We start from the raw sequence: 17022 nt of genomic DNA on the forward strand, positions 1-17022 counted from the left end.
TCCGGGGCAGCTGTGGACAACTCAGGCCCGAGCCGCGTCCTTGACGCCCGCGGCATCCCCCGCGCCCGCGTGCGCCGCGGCCACCGCGGCCTGCGTCTCGCCCCGCAGCGACCGGTCGGCGAAGAAGCCGCCGGCCGGCAGCAGGGAGAGGACGAAGAGGAGCGCCGGGCGCTTCCAGCCCCACCGGGTGCGGTACCAGGCGACGGCGAGGAGGGCGACGAAGAGCACGACGAGCACGCCGTGCACCGGGCCCATCACCGGCACCGCGTCGAACTCGGTGGTGCGCTTGAGGACCGAGCAGGCCAGCAGCACGAGGAAGGAGACGGCCTCCAGCACGGAGACGAGGCGGAGGCGGTGCAGTGCGGAGGCGGTCTTGATGTCCACGGTGGGCCTTCGGGGGTCGGGGATCGGGTCCATGCGGGTCTTGTGCGTCGGTTCACAAGCCCTGGCCATTGTGTCACGGTGCGCCCGCGCCCCTCCGGCCCGTCCCGCCCCGCTCCCACCGCCGCGCGTGCTAACTCCCGTCCCGAACGGCCCCCTCCGGTCGCCATCTCCCGGTACGTCCACTTTTGTGGACTCGTATTCACCGTCAAGACCTCGGAGGGAACGTGCGGCCGGACGGCGCTGAGACGATACGGCCGGGAGGCTCCCCGTACGAGAAGACGTACGAGAGGTACAGCCTCCTCGCCGGTCCGCTGACAGAACCGGAGCCCGGGGAGGACTACCGGGTCCGCACCCGGAGCCTGCTCGCCGCCGAGCCGCACCGAATACGCGCCGTCGCCCTGATGGCGATAGCCCCGCTGCTCTCCCTCGCCCTGCTGCTCTACCTGGTCTGGCCCAGCCACTGGACCGACCGCCAGGGCGCCCCCGGCTGGCTGCGCGCCGCCGATGCCGCGATGCTGCTGGCGATCTTCCTCATCGAGACCTTCCGGCTGGTCAACGTCGTCTCGATCGCACACGCCACCCTGGTCGCCTGCGACCCCGTGCCGGTGCGGCCCCGGTCCGGCACCCGCGTCGCCTTCGTGACGACCTACGTCCCGGGCAAGGAGCCCCTGGCGATGGTCCGCGCCACCCTGGAGGGCGCGAAGGCCCTCACCCACGACGGCCCCCTGGACGTCTGGCTGCTGGACGAGGGCGACGACGCACAGGCCCGGGAGCTGTGCCGGGAGCTGGGTGTGCGCCACTTCAGCCGCCGGGGGGTGCCCTACTGGAACCAGGAGTCGGGCCCGCACCGTGCGAAGACCAAGCACGGCAACTACAACGCCTGGCTGCAGGCGCACGGCCGGGACTACGAGTTCTTCGCCTCGGTCGACACCGACCACGTGCCGCTGCCCAACTTCCTTGAGCGGATGCTCGGTTACTTCCGCGATCCGGACGTGGCCTTCGTCGTCGGCCCGCAGGTCTACGGCAACTACACCGCGCCGGTCACCAAGTTGGCGGAGAGCCAGCAGTTCCTCTTCCACGCCCTGATCCAGCGCGCCGGGAACCACTACGGCTCCCCCATGTTCGTCGGTACGAACAACGCCGTGCGCGTCTCGGCGCTGCAGGGCATCGGCGGCCTGCGCGACTCCGTCACGGAGGACATGGCCACCGGCTTCGAGCTGCACCGCGCGAAGAACCCCGCCACGGGCCGGCACTGGCGCTCGGTCTACACCCCCGACGTACTGGCGGTGGGCGAGGGCCCGGAGTCGTGGACGGACTTCTTCACCCAGCAGCTGCGCTGGTCGCGGGGCACGTACGAGACCTGGACGCGGCAGTACTTCAAGCAGCCGGGCCGGATGCCCGCGCGCCGGCTGTGGAGCTACACGCTGATGCTCACCTACTACCCGATGACGGCCGTCAACTGGCTGATAGGCGTGGCCTCCTGCGTGCTCTTCCTCTGGCTGGGCGCCTCGGGCTCCCAGGTCCCGGCCTCGCTGTGGCTGATGCTGTACGCGGACGCCGCCGCCGCGCAGATCGGCCTGTACCTGTGGAACCGCCGGCACAACGTCTCCCCGCACGAGCCGGAGGGATCGGGGGGGCTGGGCGGCATGGCGATGTCCGCGATGTGCGCGCCGATCTACCTGAAGTCCCTCGCCGACACGGTGCTGCGCAAGCGCTCGGCCTTCGTCGTCACGCCCAAGGGCGCCTCGGCCAGCGCCGACCAGCCGGCGACCTTCCGGGTGCACCTCTTCTGGGCCGGTGTGCTGGGGGTGTCGTTCCTGGCCTCCATGGCCTTGGGGCACACCCACGCCGCCATGCGCACCTGGTCGCTGCTCGCGCTGGCGGTGGCGCTGGCCCCGGCCGCGATCTGGGGCTACGGGGAGCTGGCCGAGCGCCGCCGCAGAAGGGCGGCCGGCAGCGGGGGCGGGCTGCGGCCCGTACCGGCCGGGGAGCCGGCGCCCGCGAGCGCGGGTGCCGCGGGCCCGGCGCCCACCGCCAACACCCCGGCCGCCAGCACCACTTCGATGTCCTCAGGAGGTAACTGACGTGCCCCATCTGCCGAACAAGCGCGAGCCGAGCGGGCACGTGCCGGGCAGCCGCACCCCCCGCTCCCCCCGCGCGCGGGCGGCCAGCGCGCGCTGGGCCGTCAAGCGCGCGGCGCTGCGCGGCCTCGCCGTCCACGGCGCCGCGGCGAGGCGCCGGGCGGCCGGCGCGCTGGCCGAGAGGCGGGTGCGCAAGGCCCTGGCCGGTACGGCGGTCGCCCTGGTCCTGGCCGGGCTGAACGCCCCGGCGGCGATCGGCTTCGCCCGCGAGCAGTACCGCGCGTACGAGATCGCCCAGCCCGCGTACAAGGCGCGCTACGGCTCGTGGCAGGTGATGGAGACCCCCGGCGGCGACCGGCTCAACGCCATCCACGCCGCCCTGCTGCACACCGGCAAGGTGCTGCTGGTGGCCGGCTCGGGCAACGACCGGGTGAAGTTCGACGCGGGCACCTTCACCACCGTGCTGTGGAACCCGAAGGACAACAGCTACAAGAAGATCAGGACGCCGGCCGACCTCTTCTGCGCCGGCCACACCCAACTCGGCGACGGGCGGCTGCTGGTGGCCGGCGGCACCGCGCGCTACGAGCGCCTGGACGGCGACGTGGAGCGCGCGGGCGGCCGGATGCTGGTGAAGAACGAGAACCCCGACCGGCCGCTGAAACTGGCCAAGGGCACGCGTTTCACCGCCCCTTCGGGCCTCACCTACCGCTCGATGACCGCCGCCACCGTCCCGGCGGCGACCAAGCACGGCCAGGGGAGGAAGACCCGGGTCACCGCCGGGGAGACCAACGTCTTCGTGGAGGCGGAGAGGAAGGGCCCGAAGTTCGCCAACTCCCGCCAGTCGCAGTACGAGATCGAGGGCCTGCGCGGCGAGGACGTCTACAACGTCTACGGGCTCGCCCAGAAGATCACCATGGACAAGCAGGACTTCCAGGGGATCAAGGACGCCTTCGAGTTCGACCCGGTGAAGGAGGAGTACGTCCGGGTCGACCCGATGAAGAAGGCCCGCTGGTACCCGACCCTGGTGACGCTGGCCGACGGGCGCGTGCTCTCGGTCTCCGGACTGGACGAGGCCGGCGAGGTCCTCTACGGCGACAACGAGATCTACGACCCGAGAACGAAGAAGTGGTCGAAGGGGCCCACCCGTTACTTCCCCACCTATCCGGCCCTCTTCCTCACCAAGGGCAACAAGCTCTTCTACTCCGGGGCCAACGCCGGCTACGGACCGGCCGACCAGGGCCGCACCCCCGGCCTGTGGGACCTGGAGAGGAACACCTTCGAGCCGGTGAAGGGCATGAGCGACCCCGACCAGCTGGAGACCGCCGGCTCCCTGCTGCTGCCCCCCGCGCAGGACCAGAAGGTGATGGTGCTGGGCGGCGGCGGGGTCGGGGAGTCCAAGCGCTCCACCGAACGCACCACGATCGTGGACCTGAAGTCCGGCAGGCCCGCCTACCAGGACGGCCCGAAGCTGAGCGAGCCCACCCGCTACCTCAACAGCGTGATCCTGCCGGACGACTCGGTCTTCACCACCGGCGGCTCGCGCGACTACCGGGGGCGCGGCAACTCCGACATCCTGAAGGCCCAGTTCTACGAGCCCGGCGCCAACGCCTTCCGCCCGGCCGCCGACCCGCTCGTGGGCCGCAACTACCACACCGAGTCGCTGCTGCTCCCCGACGGCCGGGTGGCGGTCTTCGGCTCCGACCCGCTCTTCTCCGACAAGGCCGGCTCGCGCCCGGGCTCCTTCGAGCAGCGCATCGAGGTGTACGAGCCGCCGTACCTGCACCGCAAGGACGTCGGGCAGCGCCCGGTGATCGGCGCGGGCCCCGAGCGCCCCGCGCCGGGGTCGGCTGCGGTGTACGAGGTGCGGGGCGCCGAGCGCATCGCCAAGGTCCGGCTGCTGCGCCCGAGTTCGGTCACGCATGTGACGGACGTCGAACAGCGGTCGATCCAGGTGGACTTCACCGCGAAGGGCGGGAAGGTGACGGCGAAGATCCCCGCGGACCGCTCGCTGGTCCCGCCCGGCTGGTACATGCTCACCATGACGGACGCCAAGGGGCTGCCGTCGGAGGCGAAGTGGGTCCATCTGCCCTGAGCTGGCGACGGGTTGGAGGCGCTGACCGCGCGGCCGGGGTCAGCGCCTCCGGCGTGCCACCGCCGTGCGGCGCTCGTTCCAGGCGGCGGCGCGGGCCAGGCCCAGGGCGTAGTCGGGCCACCAGGTGCCGGCCGCCGGGCCGCCGCGGCACCAGCCGTCGGAGTCGCCGGGGCGCTTGACCCACAGGTAGGCGTCGGCGAGGGGGTCGCCGGTGGCGGTGGTGGGCGGGATGCCGAGGGCGCGGCCGGGCGGGTTGCACCAGGGGTCGGGGCCCTCGGTGGCGGGGCCGTTGCCGTTGCGTCCGGTGTCGACGACGAAGTGCTTGCCGCCCAGGAGGGCGGCGAGGTCGCGCCCGTAGCGCAGGGAGTCCCCGGTGGTCTGGAAGTTGGCGGTGTTGATCGCGAAGCCGTCCGCGTCCGCGATGCCCGAGGACCACAGGCGGCGGGAGAGGAGGCCGAGGTCCTGGTGCCAGGCGGAGTTGCCGGCGTCCAGGTAGACGCGCACGCCCGGCCGCTGCTTGAGGCGGCGCACCGCGTCGCCCAGCATCCCCTGGCGCTCCTGGTGGTACTCCCCCGGTGTGCAGCCGCTCTCCATCTGCGCCACCGCGTCGGGCTCCAGGACGACCACGGCCCGCGCGTCCCCGATGTTGTCGGCGAAGGCGCCGATCCAGCGCTGGTAGGCGGCCCGGTCGGGGGCGCCGCCCGCCGAGTGCTGGCCGCAGTCGCGGTGCGGGATGTTGTACGCCACCAGCACGGCCGTGGCACCGGCCGCGCCCGCGCCCCGTACCGCCCGCGCCACGTCGGCGCCGACCCGGGACTCGTCGCCCGAGGGCCACACGGCGAGGGACCGCTCGGAGATCAGGCGCAGCAGCCGGGCGTCGTCACTACGCCCCTGCGCCTCCCAGTCGCGCACCTGCACGGCGGCGGCACTGTCCGGATCGACCCAGAAGGGGGCTGGATCCCCGACGGGGGTGGGCTGGGCGGCGGGCGAGGCGGCGATGAGCGCCAGGCTGACCGCGGCGAGGAGGAGGGGGCGTCCTGGCATCCGGATTCCTGGGCGGGGCGCGGGCGGACAAGAAGCCCCTACCCTGACATATAAGACAATCCATCCGGCCGTACGAGCCCCGGCGAGGCGGCGGAAAGCCGGAAAACCCCGGTGGCCGCCATCCCGCGGCCCGCCGCCCCGGACCGCGTCACCCGCCGCCGAGCGCGATCCCCAGCGGCGTGCGCTCGTACAGCACGTGGTGGCGCACCCGCCGCGAGGTGAGCAGCCCCGCGTCGCGCAGGGCGGCCAGATGCGCCGAGACGGTGGACGGCGCCAGCCCCAGCCGCGCGGCCAGCACGGTGGTGGCGGCGGGCTCGTCGAGCGCGGCCAGCACCTGGGCGCGGCCCGCGCCCAGCAGCCGCGCCAGCGCCTCGCCGGCCTCCGGGCCCGCCCGCTGCCAGAGCGAGCCGACGCCGCGCGCCGGATAGGCCAGCGCGGGGCTCCACGGCGGCTCGAAGCCGGTCACCACGTCCGGCCAGAGGAAGGCGCTGGGCAGCAGCAGGAGCCCCTGGCCGCCCAGATCGCGCGTGTACTCCCAGCGGGTGTCCAGCGTCAGCACCCCGCCGGCCCACCGCACCTTCGGATGCAGCTCCGCGAACAGCGCCTCCAGCCCGCCCAGCGCCAACCGCCGGGTGTGGAAGGCGACATCGGCCTCCAGCAGCGCCCGCAACCGGGGCCAGTGCGGCTCGACCAGCGCGTGCCAGGCGGCCTGGAGCAGGTCGGCGAGCACCGCGACGGCCCGGACCGGATCGGCCAGCAGCTCCCGCGCCACCGGGTGCTCCGCCGCCCCCGGGGTGTGGGCCAGCGACAGCCGCATGTCCCGCAGCGCGGCGTCCGGGTCGGCGGCCCGGACCACCGCGATCTCCTCCGCGAAGCCGGCGGTGAGGCTGAGCGGGGGCGGGCCGAGGAAGTCCGGCGAGGTGCCGCTGCGCGGCATGAACAGCCACAGCGGGGTGAGGTCCAGGTCGCGGGCGCGCTCGCGGATCTCGCGCAGCCAGGGCAGGTGGAAGCCCTGCCGGTCGGGGCGGATGAGGGTGCGGACCGCGTCGTGGGTCTCCCAGAGCGGGGAGATCGCGAACCGCAGCCGCAGCAGGTCCTCGGGGCCGAAGACCAGTCGCGACGCCATGACCGCCCCCTCCCCCGGTGATTCGCTCCAGCCCGAAAGACTACGCCGCCGCCCGCCGCCGCGCGAGGCTGCGCCCATGAGCACCGACGCCCACCCGCCCGCCGGCCCGGACACCGCACCCGGCCCGGACACCGCGCCCGAGACCGCGCCCGAGACCGCCGCATCCGCCGGCTACCGCGCCGTCTTCGCCGTCCGCGAGTTCCGCGCCGTCTTCGCCGCGCACCTGCTCTCCCTGCTCGGCGTGATCCTCAGCGAGATCGCCCTGTCGGTGCTGGTCTACCGGCTGACCGGCTCGCCCCTGATGAGCGCGCTGGCCTTCGCGGTGGGCTTCCTCCCCTACCTCCTCAGCGGCACCCTGCTCGCCTCCGTCGCCGACCGCTACCCGGCCCGGCGCGTACTGGTCACCTGCGACCTGCTGTGCGCCGCCGCCGCGGCGGCCATGGTGCTGCCCGGCACGGGCGTCGGCACGCTGCTCGCCCTGCGCTGCGCGATCGCCGCCGTCGCCCCGGTCTTCGCCGGCACCCGCGCCGCCACCCTCGGCGACATCCTCGGCAGCGGCGACCTCTTCGTCCTGGGCCGCTCGCTGCTGCGGATCGTCAGCCAGTCCACCCTGATCGCCGGCTACGGCGCCGGCGGCGTCCTGCTGGCGTTCCTCTCCCCGCGCGCCGCCCTCACCACCACCGCGCTGACCTTCCTGGCCTCCGCCGCCATCCTGCGCCTGGGCACGCGGCGCCGCCCGGCCCGCCACCACGCCCAGGAGCGCGGCGCCGCGCTGCTGCGCGCCTCCCTCTCCGGCGCCCGGCAGCTCCTGGGCCACCGCAGGATCCGGCTGCTGATGCTGCTGTCCTGGGTGCCGCCGCTGTTCTCCGTCGCGCCGGAGGCCCTCGTGGCCCCGTACACCGACAGCATCGGCGCGGGCACCGTCGCGCTGGGCGTGCTGATGTGCGCGCTGCCGGTGGGCACCATCGCCGGGGAGGTCTTCGCCGGCTCGGCCCTCTCCCCCGCCACCCGGGCGCGGATCGTCGCACCGCTGGCGGCGACCGCGCTGCTGCCGTACCTGCTGTACGTCCTGCATCCCGGCGTCCCCCTGGCGCTGGTCGCGCTGGTGGTCTGCGGGCTGGGCTCGGCGTACACCCTGGGTCTGGACCGCTGGTTCGTCGACGCGGTGCCGGAGGAGCTGCGCGGGCGGGCGATGACGCTGCTGCAGGCCGGGCTGATGACGCTGCAGGGCGTCGGGATGGCGGCGGCGGGCGCGGCGGCGGAGTTCGTCCCCGTGCAGTACGTCGTCGCGGGTGCGGGGGCGCTGGGCACGGTGTGCACGGTGTGCCTGCTGGCGGGGCTGCGCAGGGCCGAGGGCCGTACCAAGGAGTGGGACCGGACCGACCGCGATGTGACCACCGGGTAATCTCTGGCCCGTGCCCAAGCCCCTCAGCCTCCCCTTCGACCCGATCGCCCGCGCCGACGCCCTGTGGACGCGGCGCTGGGGCGGCGCCCCCGCGATGGCCGCGATCACCTCGGTCATGCGCGCCCACCAGATCCTGCTGGCGGAGGTCGACGCGGTCGTCAAGCCCTACGGGCTGACCTTCGCGCGCTACGAGGCCCTCGTCCTGCTCACCTTCGCCAAGGAGGGCGAGCTGGCGATGTCGAAGATCGGCGAGCGGCTGATGGTCCACCCCACCTCGGTGACCAACACCGTCGACCGGCTGGCCGCCTCCGGCTACGTCGCCAAGCGCCCCAACCCCAACGACGGGCGCGGCACGCTCGCCTCGATCACCGCCAAGGGGCGCGAGGTGGTGGACGCGGCGACGCGGGAGCTGATGGCGATGGACTTCGGCCTGTCGGCCTACGACGCCGAGGAGTGCGCGGAGATCTTCGCGATGCTGCGCCCGCTGCGGATAGCGGCCGGGGACTTCGAGCCGGAGTAGACCGGAGCAGGCCGGCGCCGGCCAGGGTGACGCGTCTCGCACCGGGGGGCCGCCGGGGCACCGGCGGGGCCCGGCTAGTCTCGTACGCATGAAGCGAAGTGTGCTGACCCGCTACCGGACGATGGCGTACGTCACCGGTGTCCTGCTGATCCTGCTGGTGCTCGGCATGATCGGGAAGTACGTGCTGGAGCTCGACGGCGCCGACAGCTTCACCAAGGTCGTCGGCATCGCCCACGGCTGGCTCTACATCCTCTACCTGGTCTTCGCCTTCGACCTGGGCTCGAAGGCGAAGTGGCCGCTGGGCAAGCAGCTCTGGGTGCTGCTCGCGGGCACGGTCCCCACGGCGGCGTTCTTCGTGGAGCGCCGGGTGGCCGACGAGGTGGCCCCGCTGATCCGCGACACGGACGGGGACGCGGCGATCGCGAAGGCGTGACGGCGGAGGCATGGCGGCGGAAGCGTGACCGCGAAGGCATGACAGCGGAAACGTGACCGCGGCGGCGACGACGAACGCGAACCCCGCTCCCCCCGCCAGGACTCCCCCCGTGAAGCCCCCACACCCGCCCAAGGGTAGCCACCCGCACTGACAGGAGCCCTCCGCCGGATCGATGCCGGCCGGAGGGCTCCTGCCAGTGCGCCGAGCGCCGGTGCGTCGGGCCGCGCACGCGCCCCGGCTACCCCGTCAGCCCCGCCACCAGCTCGTCCGCCGCGCGGTACGGGTCCAGCTCGCCGGCGACGATCCGCTCCGCCAGCCGCGTCAGCCGCCGGTCGCCGTGCAGGTCGCCGATGCGCTCGCGCAGCCGTGTGACGGCGATCGTCTCCGTCTCGTCCGCCGCCCGCGCCACCCGCCGCTCGGCCAGCACCCCGCGCTCCTCCATCCACGCGCGGTGCTTCTCCAGCGCCTCGACGACCTCCTCGACGCCCTCGCCGCGCGCCGCGACCGTCTTGACGATCGGCGGGCGCCAGTCGCCGGGTTCGCGGGCCTCGCCCAGGCCCAGCATGTGGTTCAGCTCGCGGGCGGTGGCATCGGCGCCGTCGCGGTCGGCCTTGTTGACGACGTACACGTCGCCGATCTCCAGGATGCCCGCCTTCGCGGCCTGGATGCCGTCGCCCATCCCCGGCGCGAGCAGGACGACGGAGGTGTCCGCCTGCGAGGCGATCTCCACCTCCGACTGCCCGACGCCGACGGTCTCCACCAGCACCACGTCGCAGCCGGCCGCGTCCAGTACGCGGATCGCCTGCGGCGCGGCCCAGGCGAGCCCGCCGAGGTGGCCGCGGGTGGCCATGGAGCGGATGTAGACGCCGGGGTCGGAGGCGTGCTCGCTCATCCGCACCCGGTCGCCCAGCAGCGCGCCGCCGGAGAAGGGCGAGGACGGGTCGACGGCCAGGACGCCGACCCGCTTGCCGCGCCTGCGGTACGCCGACACCAGCGCCGAGGTGGAGGTCGACTTGCCCACCCCGGGCGAGCCGGTGAGCCCCACCACGTACGCCCCGCCGGTGAGCGGTGCGAGCGCGGCCATGACCTCCCGCAGCTGCGGGGAGGCCCCCTCGACCAGGGAGATCAGCCGGGCCACGGCCCGCGGCCGGCCCTCCCGGGCCTGGGCTACCAGCGTGGGGACGTCTGCCATGGGTGCGCGTGCTCCTGTCGTACGTGGTGGTGCCGGACGGCCGCCGGGGTGGCGGCGCCCCTGACTACTTGCCGGGGACCTTCACGATGAGCGCGTCACCCTGACCGCCGCCACCGCACAGCGCCGCCGCGCCGACGCCGCCGCCGCGCCGCTTCAGCTCCAGCGCCAGGTGCAGGACGAGCCGCGCGCCGGACATCCCGATCGGGTGGCCCAGGGCGATGGCACCGCCGTTGACGTTCACCTTTTCGGGGGTGACGCCGAGGTCCTTCATGGACTGCACGGCGACGGCGGCGAAGGCCTCGTTGATCTCGATCAGGTCGAGGTCGCCGACGTCCAGGCCCTCCTTCTTCAGGGCGTGCAGGATCGCGTTGGAGGGCTGCGACTGCAGGGAGTTGTCCGGGCCGGCGACGTTGCCGTGGGCGCCGATCTCGGCCAGCCACTCCAGGCCCAGCTCCTCGGCCTTGGCCTTGCTCATCACGACGACCGCCGCGGCGCCGTCGGAGATCTGCGAGGCGGTGCCGGCGGTGATGGTGCCGTCCTTGGCGAAGGCCGGGCGCAGCCTGCCGAGGGACTCGGCGGTGGTCTCCGGGCGGATGCCCTCGTCCTTGGCGAAGAGCACCGGCTCGCCGCGGCGCTGGGGGATCTCCACCGGGGTGATCTCGGCGTCGAAGACGCCGGCCTCCCGGGCGGCGGCGGCGCGCTGGTGGGAGAGGGCGCCCAGTTCGTCCTGGGAGGCGCGGTCGATGCCCAGGCGGGTGTTGTGCTTCTCGGTGGACTCGCCCATGGCGATGTTCTCGAAGGCGTCCGTCAGGCCGTCGTGCGCCATCGAGTCCAGCATCTCGACGGCGCCGTACTTGTAGCCCTCGCGGGACTTGGGGAGCAGGTGCGGGGCGTTGGTCATCGACTCCTGGCCGCCGGCGACGACGATGTCGAACTCGCCGGCGCGGATCAGCTGGTCGGCCAGCGCGATGGCGTCCAGGCCGGAGAGGCAGACCTTGTTCACGGTCAGCGCGGGGACGTTCATCGGGATGCCGGCCTTGACGGCGGCCTGGCGGGCGGGGATCTGGCCGGCGCCGGCCTGGAGGACCTGGCCCATGATCACGTACTCGACCTGGTCACCGGAGATGCCGGCCCGGTCCAGGGCGGCCTTGATGGCGAAACCGCCGAGGTCCGCGCCGGAGAAGCTCTTCAGCGAACCGAGCAGGCGCCCCATGGGCGTACGGGCTCCTGCGACGATCACGGAGGTGGTGCCGGGAGTGCCAGTCATGCGTCCGCCCCTTCGGGGAAAAAGTAAGTGAGGGTAGGAGGCTGCCGCCGAACCCCCGTCTGCGCCCCGGCGCCCGGCACGCACTCTCGGCGCACGGCGCCCCAGGACAGGTGGCTCCGCCACATGACCTGTGACACCGCACGCCGAGAGCACGCACCGACCACCGCGACGCCCGCGCTCCGCGCGGACGACGGGGGTTCGGCGGCAGCCTCCACGTCAATGTACTTACGCACGCCTATCCGGGTCACTGCTCCGCGACTGTGACCGTGCGCACGTTGCGTAACCGCATGGAACAGCGGTGGACTGGATACATGCTGACGCGAATCGATCACATCGGGATCGCCTGTTTCGACCTCGACAAGACGGTGGAGTTCTACCGCTCCACCTACGGCTTCGAGGTCTTCCACAGCGAGGTCAACGAGGAGCAGGGCGTGCGCGAGGCCATGCTGAAGATCAACGAGACCTCCGACGGCGGCGCCTCCTACCTCCAGCTGCTGGAGCCCACCCGGGAGGACTCCCCGGTCGGCAAGTGGCTGGCGAAGAACGGCGAGGGCGTCCACCACATCGCCTTCGGCACCGGCGACGTGGACGCCGACGCCGCGGAGATCCGGGGCAGGGGCGTACGCGTGCTGTACGAGGAGCCGCGCACCGGCTCCATGGGCTCGCGGATCACCTTCCTGCACCCCAAGGACTGCGGCGGAGTACTGACGGAGCTGGTCACGGCCGCCCCCACGGCGGAGCACGGCCAGGAGCACGGCCAGGAGCACTGACCGCGCCCCCGCCGAAGGCCGCGGGCACCCGGGAGGAGATCGCTTACCCCCGGCCCACTGACCGTTGCGTTCCGGTCCCGGTACAGTGCATGGGGGCCGCCTCCGTCCTGGGGCGGCCCGATGAGCTGACGCGATCATCGCCGACGGGTCCGTGCCCGGGCATGTCGGCTCATCAGTTCAGCAGGACACAGACGACCAGGGGACGGATGGGACCGCGCAGTGCGGGGCTACGACCGCTACCAGCCTGAGCAGGCCGAGGCAGCCCACGAGGGGCTGGACGGACTCTCGCAGTTCGAAGCCGAGATCAAGCGGCTGAAGAAGGAGCGCGAGAAGGCCGTCCAGCGCGTCGAGGACCTCGGCTACCAGGTCGAGGTGCTGCGCGCCAAGCTCCACGAGGCGCGCCGCGCCATCGCTTCCCGGCCTGCCTACGGAGACGTCGGCCAGCAGGCCGAGCAGCTGCTCCGTACTGCCCAGATGCAGGCCGAGCAGATGCGTGCGGACGTCGAGCGCGAGCTGCGCGAGGCCCGCGCCCAGGCCCAGCGGCTGCTGCAGGAGCACGCCGAGCGCCAGGCGCAGCTGGAGTCCGAGCTGCACGCGGAGGCGATCAAGCGCCGCCAGCGCCTCGACGAGGAGCTGGCCGAGCGCCGCAGCAGCGTCGAGACCCACGTCAACGAGAACGTCCGCTGGGCCGAGCAGGTCCGCGCCCGCAGCGAGTCCCAGGCCGAGCGGCTGCTCGCGGAGAGCCGCGCGGAGGCCGAGCAGGCCGTGGCGGCCGCCCGCGCCGAGGCGCAGCGGCTGACCGAGCAGGCCCGCCGGCGCGTCGGTGACGAGGCGCAGGGCGCCCGCCGCGAGGCCGAGGAGATCCTGCGCCGGGCCCGTACCGACGCCGAACGGCTGCTGGGGGCCGCCGGCGCCCAGGCCGCGGAGGCCACGGAGCACGCCGAGAAGCTGCGTACCTCCACCACCGCCGAGTCCGAGAACGCACGGCGCGAGGCCGCCGAGCTGCAGCGCACCGCGCAGCTGCGGGCCCAGGAGGCCCAGGAGGCGCTTCGCGCGGCGCGCGCCGAGGCCGAGCGGCTGCTCGCGGAGGCGGAGAAGACCGTCGCCAAGCGGGTCGCCGACACCGAGGCCAACGCCGAGCAGCGGATGAACACCACCCGCGCGGAGATCTCCCGGGTGGTCGGCGAGGCGACCAAGCAGGCCGAGAAGGTCAGGGCGGAGGCCGAGCAGCTGCTCGCCGACGCCCGCCGGCAGGCGGACAAGCAGCTCTCGGAGGCCGGCGAGCAGGCCCGCAGCAAGTCGGCGGAGGAGAGCGCCAACGCGCTCGCCCAGGCGGCCAAGACCGCCGAGGACATCATCACCAAGGCCACCGCCGAGGCGGCGGAGTCCACCCGGGCCGCCGCCGCGGAGGCCGAGCGGATCAAGGCGGAGGCCGCCTCCGAGTCCAACCGGCTGCGCCGGGAGGCCGCCGACACCGCCGAGCAGGTCAAGGGCGCCGCCAAGGACGACACCGCGGCCTTCCGGCAGAAGACCGTGGAGCTGCAGGAGGAGGCGCGCCGGCTGCGCGGCGAGGCCGAGCAGCTGCGCGCGGAGGCCGTCGCCGAGGGCGAGCGCATCCGCGGCGAGGCGCGCCGCGAGGCGCTGGCGAAGATCGAGGAGGCGGCGACGTCCGCCGAGGAGATCCTCGCCAGGGCCGGCCAGGACGCCGAGCAGGTACGCGAGAGCGCCGCCGCCGACGGCGCGGGGGTGCGCGCCGAGGCGATCGAGCGGGCCGGCGCCCTGCGCCGCCAGGCCGAGGAGGCCCTGGAGCGGGCCCGCGCCGAGGCCGAGGAGCTGCGCGCCGGCGGCGAGAGCCGCGCCGGGGAGCTCGTGGCCGCCGCGGAGGAGGCCGCCCGCGGTGTCCGCCGGGAGGCCGAGGAGGCCGCACAGGCCCAACGGGCCGATGTACAGGAGGAGTTGGACCGGCTGCGCCGCGAGGCGGAGTCCCGCGTCGCCGCTGCCGAGGAGGCGCTGGGCCAGGCCCGCGCAGAGGCCGAGCGCATCCGCCGCGAGGCCGCGGAGGAAAGCGACCGGCTGCGCGCGGAGGCCGCCGCCCGGCTGCGCACCCTGCAGCAGCAGGCCGAGGAGGAGGCCGGACGGGTCCGCGAGGAGGCCGCCGCCGCGGCCGGCGCCGCCCGCGCCGAGGCCGAGACGGCCGCCGCCCGGCTGCGTACGGACGCCGCCGAGGAGGCCGAGCGGCTGCGCACCGAGGCCCAGGAGACCGCCGACCGGCTGCGCGCGGAGGCCGCCGCCGCGGCGGAGCGGCTGCAGACCCAGGCCGCCGAGGCGCTCACCGCCGCTCAGGAGGAGGCGTCGCGCCGCCGCCGGGAGGCCGAGGAGCTGCTCTCCGACGCCCGCCAGGACGCCGACCGCGAGCGCAGTCAGGCCCGGGTGGAGAGCGACGAGCTGCTCGCCAACGCCCGCAAGCGCGTCGAGGAGGCCCAGCAGGAGGCGTCCCGGCTGCTGGCGGACGCCGAGCGGCACTCCCGCGAGCAGGTCACGGCCGCCGAGAGCACCGCCCAGCAGGTCCGCGACGCGGTCCGGGACCTGCACGCCCAGGCCGAGGAGGAGATCTCCGGTCTGAAGGCCGCCGCCGAGCACTACACCGCCACGCTGCGCCGCGAGACGGAGGAGGAGACCTCCGCCGCGAAGGCCCTCGCGGAGTCCGCGGTCAACGAGGCGCTCGCGGAGGCCGAGCGGATGCGCGAGGGCGCCGAGCGGCTGCGCGACGAGTCCCGCCAGGACGCCGCCAAGCGCCGCGCCGAGGCCGCCGAGCAGGTCGACACCCTGGTCGCCAAGGCGCAGGAGGAGGCGCTGCGCGCCGCCACCGAGGCCGAGGAGCAGGCGGACCGGCTGGTGGGCGCCGCCCGCAAGGAGGCCGAGCGGCTGGTCGCGCAGGCCACCGCGCAGGCGCACGCGCTGACCGAGCGCACCCGCGGCGAGGCCGACACCGTGCTGGAGGAGGCGCGCCGCGACTCGGCGCACATCCGCGAGCGGGCGGAGGAGCTGCGGACCCGTACGGACAAGGAGATCGAGGAGCTGCACGAGCGCTCCCGCCGGGAGAGCGCGGAGCTGACCCGCGCCGCCGGGGAGCGCGTCGACAGGCTGGTCGCCGCCGCCGAGGAGCAGTTGACCGCCGCGCAGGCCAAGGCCAAGGACGTGCTCTCCGACGCGAGCGGCGAGGCGAGCAAGGTCCGTATCGCCGCGGTGCGCAAGGCCGAGTCGCTGCTGAAGGAGGCGGAGGCGCGCAAGGCCGAGTCCTTCGACGAGGCGGAGCGCACGAAGATCGAGGCCCGCGCGGAGGCCAAGCGGATCATCGAGGAGGGCCGGCGGGAGCTGGAGGTCATCACGCGGCGCCGGGAGGACATCAACGCGGAGATCTCCCGCGTGCAGTCCGTCCTGGACGCGCTGGAGTCTTTCCAGGGGCCGCCCGCAGGGGGTAGTAAGGACGCCAAGGACGGCGCGAAGGCCCCGGCCGCGGCCGGGGCGCCGCGCTCGGGTGGCAAGCAGAGCGACGGCTAAGCACCCGAAAGGAGGGTCATTCTCCAGATCAAGTGCGGAATGACTCTCTGACACGCCGTCGAGGCCCCTAAGATTCCCCCTATCACCTCACCCGGTCTCACCCGACAGGAAATCCATGAGCGACACATCCTCCCCCTTCGGCTTCGATTTCGTGCGGCGCGGATATGACCGCGGTCAGGTGGACGAGCGCATCACCAAACTCGTCGCCGACCGCGACAGCGCGCTGGCGCGTATCACCGCCCTGGAGAAGCGGATCGAGGAGCTCCACCTCGAGACGCAGAGCGCCCAGGCCCAGGTCAACGACGCCGAGCCGTCCTACGCCGGTCTCGGTGCCCGGGTCGAGAAGATCCTGCGGCTGGCCGAGGAGGAGGCGAAGGACCTGCGCGAGGAGGCCCGTCGCGCCGCCGAGCAGCACCGCGAGCTGGCGGAGTCCGCCGCCCAGCAGGTCCGCAACGACGCGGAGTCCTTCGCCGCCGAGCGCAAGGCCAAGGCCGAGGACGAGGGCGTCCGGATCGTCGAGAAGGCGAAGAGCGAGGCGGCCGGCATGCGTGCCGACGCCCAGAAGGACGCCCAGTCCAAGCGCGAGGAGGCGGACTCCCTCTTCGAGGAGACCCGCGCCAAGGCCGCCCAGGCCGCCGCGGACTTCGAGACCAACCTCGCCAAGCGCCGCGACCAGTCCGAGCGCGACCTCGCCTCCCGCCAGGCCAAGGCCGAGAAGCGCCTCGCCGAGATCGAGCACCGGGCGGAGCAGCTGCGCCTGGAGGCGGAGAAGCTGCGCACGGACGCCGAGCGCCGCGCCCGCCAGACGGTGGAGACCGCGCAGCGCCAGGCCGAGGACATCGTCGCCGACGCCAACGCCAAGGCCGACCGGGTGCGTTCGGAGTCGGAGCGCGAGCTGGCGGCGCTCACCAACCGCCGCGACTCCATCAACGCCCAGCTGACCAACGTCCGCGAGATGCTGGCCACGCTCACGGGCGCGGCGGTCGCCGCCCAGACGACCCCGGAGATCGAGGACAGCAAGCCGGGCGTGCCCGCGCAGCAGACCCGCTGAGCCGGGCGGCCGCCGGATCGGCCGTCCTCCAGCACCTTGCGGCGAAGCCCCGCACCGGTGGCGGTGCGGGGCTTCGCCGTGCCCGCGCGTCGCAGT

13 protein-coding genes are annotated in these 17022 nt (G+C 74.0%); 8 read left to right on the plus strand and 5 right to left on the minus strand.

Going from position 1 to position 17022, the window contains the following annotated elements; genetic code table 11:
* Positions 1-21: 21 nt before the first annotated feature.
* A complete protein-coding gene (locus ACFQLX_RS21990; protein ID WP_386417782.1) occupies positions 22-384 on the minus strand; it encodes a DUF3817 domain-containing protein in 363 nt (120 codons plus the stop codon).
* A gap of 248 nt (positions 385-632) precedes the next feature.
* Here ACFQLX_RS21990 and ACFQLX_RS21995 point away from each other — a divergent pair, with 248 nt between their 5' ends.
* The gene (locus ACFQLX_RS21995; RefSeq protein WP_386417784.1) at positions 633-2468 is read left to right on the plus strand and encodes a glycosyltransferase family 2 protein; all 1836 of its coding nucleotides are present in this window, start codon (positions 633-635) and stop codon (positions 2466-2468) included.
* Positions 2469-2637: 169 nt separating this feature from the next.
* Entirely contained in the window at positions 2638-4557 is a 1920-nt protein-coding gene (glxA, locus tag ACFQLX_RS22000; RefSeq protein ID WP_386417785.1) for a radical copper oxidase GlxA, read from the plus strand.
* A gap of 39 nt (positions 4558-4596) precedes the next feature.
* On the opposite strand, the gene ACFQLX_RS22005 is transcribed toward glxA, so the two are convergent.
* Positions 4597-5601: a glycoside hydrolase family 6 protein gene (locus tag ACFQLX_RS22005; protein WP_386417746.1), complete on the minus strand. Its 1005-nt coding sequence runs from the start codon at positions 5599-5601 to the stop codon at positions 4597-4599.
* 148 nt (positions 5602-5749) lie between these two features.
* Positions 5750-6727, minus strand: a complete 978-nt coding sequence (locus tag ACFQLX_RS22010; RefSeq protein WP_386417748.1) for an ArsR/SmtB family transcription factor — start codon at positions 6725-6727, stop codon at positions 5750-5752.
* Between ACFQLX_RS22010 and ACFQLX_RS22015 the strand changes: the two genes are divergently transcribed.
* The 3 genes from ACFQLX_RS22015 (at position 6726) to ACFQLX_RS22025 (ending at position 9085) form a co-directional block, all read left to right on the plus strand.
* Positions 6726-8132 carry an MFS transporter gene (locus ACFQLX_RS22015; RefSeq protein WP_386417750.1) on the plus strand — a complete coding sequence of 469 codons (1407 nt, stop codon included), beginning with the start codon at positions 6726-6728 and terminating at the stop codon, positions 8130-8132. The genes ACFQLX_RS22010 and ACFQLX_RS22015 overlap by 2 nt on opposite strands.
* Positions 8133-8142: 10 nt before the next feature.
* Positions 8143-8652 (plus strand): MarR family winged helix-turn-helix transcriptional regulator, encoded by a 510-nt coding sequence (locus ACFQLX_RS22020; protein ID WP_386417752.1) that lies wholly within the window; start codon positions 8143-8145, stop codon positions 8650-8652.
* An 88-nt stretch (positions 8653-8740) separates the two neighbouring features.
* Positions 8741-9085, plus strand: a complete 345-nt coding sequence (locus ACFQLX_RS22025) for a DUF3817 domain-containing protein (protein WP_386417754.1) — start codon at positions 8741-8743, stop codon at positions 9083-9085.
* A 238-nt stretch (positions 9086-9323) separates the two neighbouring features.
* On the opposite strand, the gene meaB is transcribed toward ACFQLX_RS22025, so the two are convergent.
* Together meaB and ACFQLX_RS22035 are read right to left on the minus strand one after the other, a co-directional pair.
* The gene (gene meaB / locus ACFQLX_RS22030; protein WP_386417756.1) at positions 9324-10277 is read right to left on the minus strand and encodes a methylmalonyl Co-A mutase-associated GTPase MeaB; all 954 of its coding nucleotides are present in this window, start codon (positions 10275-10277) and stop codon (positions 9324-9326) included.
* A gap of 64 nt (positions 10278-10341) precedes the next feature.
* Positions 10342-11544 (minus strand): acetyl-CoA C-acetyltransferase, encoded by a 1203-nt coding sequence (locus ACFQLX_RS22035; RefSeq protein ID WP_386417757.1) that lies wholly within the window; start codon positions 11542-11544, stop codon positions 10342-10344.
* A gap of 311 nt (positions 11545-11855) precedes the next feature.
* On the opposite strand from ACFQLX_RS22035, the gene mce reads away from it, so the two are divergent.
* From mce to ACFQLX_RS22050, 3 genes are all read left to right on the plus strand, one after another.
* Positions 11856-12314 carry a methylmalonyl-CoA epimerase gene (gene mce, locus ACFQLX_RS22040; protein WP_386417759.1) on the plus strand — a complete coding sequence of 153 codons (459 nt, stop codon included), beginning with the start codon at positions 11856-11858 and terminating at the stop codon, positions 12312-12314.
* 219 nt (positions 12315-12533) lie between these two features.
* On the plus strand, positions 12534-15875 hold the full coding sequence (locus ACFQLX_RS22045; RefSeq protein WP_386417761.1) for a hypothetical protein: 3342 nt from the start codon (positions 12534-12536) through the stop codon (positions 15873-15875).
* A gap of 115 nt (positions 15876-15990) precedes the next feature.
* A complete protein-coding gene (locus tag ACFQLX_RS22050) occupies positions 15991-16926 on the plus strand; it encodes a coiled-coil domain-containing protein (protein ID WP_386417763.1) in 936 nt (311 codons plus the stop codon).
* Positions 16927-17022: the final 96 nt, after the last annotated feature.

It is taken from the genome of Streptomyces polyrhachis (genome assembly GCF_042663125.1).
GTDB classification, from domain to species: Bacteria; Actinomycetota; Actinomycetes; order Streptomycetales; family Streptomycetaceae; genus Streptomyces; species Streptomyces polyrhachii.